Annotated in this window: 3 protein-coding genes; 1 reads left to right on the top strand and 2 read right to left on the bottom strand. The window is 71.0% G+C overall.

All coding sequences use genetic code 11. The features are described from left to right. Positions 1–768: MFS transporter (locus TA90_RS10825; protein ID WP_147513472.1), on the top strand; the 768-nt coding region annotated here is incomplete at its 5' end. 36 nt (positions 769–804) lie between these two features. Here TA90_RS10825 and TA90_RS10820 read toward each other — a convergent pair. Beyond that, the gene (locus TA90_RS10820) at positions 805–1,563 is read right to left on the bottom strand and encodes an SDR family NAD(P)-dependent oxidoreductase (protein ID WP_043536381.1); all 759 of its coding nucleotides are present in this window, start codon (positions 1,561–1,563) and stop codon (positions 805–807) included. Between the two features lie 37 nt (positions 1,564–1,600). After that, positions 1,601–2,724 (bottom strand): trans-sulfuration enzyme family protein (locus TA90_RS10815; RefSeq protein ID WP_043536379.1); only part of this gene is annotated, 1,124 nt, incomplete at its 5' end.

The following is a 2,724-nucleotide window of genomic DNA, read 5'->3' as shown; positions in this document are numbered from 1 at the left end:
ATCGTCGAGGAGGACGAGGAGTGGGAGAGGAGGTCCGCAGGCGAGGACCAGGCGTCGCCCTCGTCGGCGGTGCCGCCCACCGACACCGCACCTCCGGGGACCGCGGACGTCGACGGACCCGCGTACCCCCACCCCGACGAGCTGCGCCGCCTCCCCCTGAGGGAGAAGGCCGACGCCGGCGCCACGGCGCTCCTGTCCGCGGGCGTCGTCGTCCTGGGTCTGGTCCGCGCCAACCGCGCCGTGATCATCCCCCTGTGGGGTCACCAGCTGGGGATCGCCGACCACACGATCTCGGCGACCTTCGCGGCCTCCGCAGTGCTCGACTCCCTGATGTTCTACCCGGCGGGGCGCATCTCGGACCGCTTCGGGCGTCTGAGCGACCTGCTGCCGACGATGCTGATCATGGGTGTCGGCTTCATCGCCATGGCCCTGTGGACGGCTCCCCTGGGGTTCGTCGTGACGGCGTGCGTCATCGGCTTCGGCAACGGGTTCGGTTCGGGGATCGTCATGACGATGGGCGCGGACCTCTCCCCCGACGTCGGGCGTTCCTCGTTCCTGGGGCTGTGGCAGTCCATCAACCAGGTCGGATCCACCGTGGGGCCCTTCGCGGTCGCCGCACTGGTGGCCGCCTTCGGCGTGGCCTCCTCCGCGTGGGTGACCGGCGTCGTCTCCCTGCTCGGAGCCGTCTGGTTCCTCGTCACCGTCCCACGGGCCTATGCGCGACTGGGCGTGGACGACCGCGGGCAGCCCCTCACCGGAGCGGTGTGAGGTCAGGCGGAGCACCGGGTCAGACGGCGCAGCGGGTCAGGACGGGTTGCTGCGCGCCACCAGGGTGTTCGTCGCCTGTGCGATGGGACGGATCGTCATCGAGTCGATGTTGACGTGGTGTGGGCGGGTCAGGGTCCACACGATGGCGTCTGCGATGTCCTGTGCGGTCAGGGGCTCGGCGACTCCCTCGTAGACCTTCTCCGCCGCCTCACGCGACCCCAGACGGTTGAGGGAGAACTCGGGGGTGCGCACCATGCCCGGTGCGATCTCGATGATGCGCACGGGCTCACCCACGAGCTCCTGGCGCAAGGTGTTGGGGATGATCCGCTCGGCGTGCTTGGCGGCCACGTACCCCCCGCCCCCGGGGTAGGTGTCGTGGGCGGCGGTGGAGGTCACGAAGACCAGGTCACCCCCGCGCTGTCGCATGGTCGGCAGGAAGGCCTGGGTCACCTGGAGGGCGGTGACGACGTTGCGGTCGTACATCTGGGTCCAGTGCTCGATGTTCGCGTCCGCGACGGTCTCCACACCCAGCGCCCCGCCCGCGTCGTTGACCACCGCGTCCACCGGGCCGAGCGTGTCGACGTACGCCGCCATCGCCCGCACCTGCTCGTCATCCGTGAGGTCGGCGGCGAAGTAGGTGCACCCCGTCTCCTCGGCGAGCTTCTTCAGGCGCATGACGCGCCGCGCCACGGCGGTGACGTCCCACCCGCGGTCGCGCAGGAGACGCACGGTGGCCTCCCCGATCCCGGTCGATGCCCCTGTGACGACGGCCCTGCGAACCTCTCGTGTCCTCATGCCCCCAGTATCGCGCAGTCGCGGGCGGGGGAGCAGGTCATGACCGGGGGAAGGTCGCGGAGAGTGCCGCTGCCAGGTCCTCCACCAGGTCGTCGGGGTCCTCCAGGCCGATGGAGAGGCGCAGGTGGCCCAGCCTGCGGAAGGGTTCGGGATAGGTCGCCACGCGCGGTCCCCCGGTGCCCGTGTACACGATGAGGGACTCGTCGTGGCCCAGGGACACGGCGGAGGTGATGACCCGCAGGTTGGCGACGAAGCGGTTGTGCTCCTCGGGCGTGGCGTCCAGGGCGAAGGCGATGACGCCGCCGTAGCCGCGTCCCCCGAACTGGCGCCGGGCCAGCTCGTGCTGGGGATGGGAGTCGAGCCCGGGGTACTCGACCAGCGCCACCCGGTCCTGTGACTCCAGGAACTGCGCCACCTGCTGGGCGGAGGCGAGGTGGCGTTCCAGGCGCAGGGGCAGGGTCACCGAGCCCCGGGTGATGAGCCACGCGTTGAAGGGGGAGATCACGCCGCCGACATCGACCATCGCCTCGGACTTGATGCGGTGGACGAGCTCGTGGCTGCCGATGACGGCACCGCCCAGGGAGTCGCCGTGGCCGTTGATGTACTTGGTCAGGGAGTGGACCACCAGGTCCGCCCCGTCCTCGAGGGGTCGGTAGAGCGGGGGTGGGGTGAAGGTGGAGTCCACGCTGAGCAGGGCGCCGGCGTCGTGCGCGATGCGCGCGGCGGCCGCCACGTCGCTGACACGCGTGGTCGGGTTGCCGATGGTCTCCACGTGGACCAGTCGGGTGGTCGGCCGGACGGCCGCCGCGATGGCGTCGGCGTCGGAGGCGTCGACGAAGGTGGCCTCGATGCCGTACTTCTCCGGCAGGAGCACGGAGAGCAGGCGCCAGGTCGCCTCGTAGGTGACGTCGGCGACCACCACGTGGTCCCCCGAGCGCAGCAGGGTGAAGAACACGGCGTGGAGGGCGGCCACACCCGAGGCGAGCACGACGGCCTCCTCGCCTCCCTCCAGGGCGGCCAGGCGGGCCTGCAGGCCGAGCTGGTTGACCCCGGAGTTGCGCGTGTAGACCATTTCGTCCGTGCCCGACCAGTCGATGGCGGAGGGGTCCTCCGGCAGCGCGTAGGCGTTGGCCATGACCAGAGGGGTCCGGATGGCACCTG

It is taken from the genome of Actinomyces polynesiensis (genome assembly GCF_000820725.1).
Taxonomy (GTDB): domain Bacteria; phylum Actinomycetota; class Actinomycetes; order Actinomycetales; family Actinomycetaceae; genus Pauljensenia; species Pauljensenia polynesiensis.
The sequence above is the reverse complement of the archived record's forward strand: the minus strand, read 5'-3'. Positions and strand labels throughout refer to the sequence as shown.